Genomic DNA, 260 nt, shown 5'->3' with positions numbered 1-260 from the left:
TGAGAAAATGATTGTAGATGAATCGGGAACACCCAATAGTCTTGTTAATCAAAATAGCCTGTTCTTTGTTTGGATAGAGTCGAAATTTATAGGCTTTATGAATTTTCATTTGACAATTCACCTCCTTAAATAATATATCATAATGATATAGTATTTAAGGAGTGGTGTCAATGGAAAAGATTCAAAAACTAATTCGCTTCCCCAAAGATTTAGTGGAAGCAATTGAAACGTATCAAGAGAAAAACAGCATAGCTACATTT

At 31.5% G+C, this 260-nt stretch carries 1 protein-coding gene; it reads right to left on the bottom strand.

Annotation, left to right across the window (positions count from 1 at the left end; genetic code table 11):
• Positions 1-109: helix-turn-helix domain-containing protein (locus ACYQ2O_RS13265; RefSeq protein ID WP_459796837.1), on the bottom strand; the 109-nt coding region annotated here is incomplete at its 3' end.
• Positions 110-260: the final 151 nt, after the last annotated feature.

The sequence above is a fragment of the Alkalibacterium sp. m-11 genome (assembly GCF_054658155.1).
The sequence above is the reverse complement of the archived record's forward strand: the minus strand, read 5'-3'. Positions and strand labels throughout refer to the sequence as shown.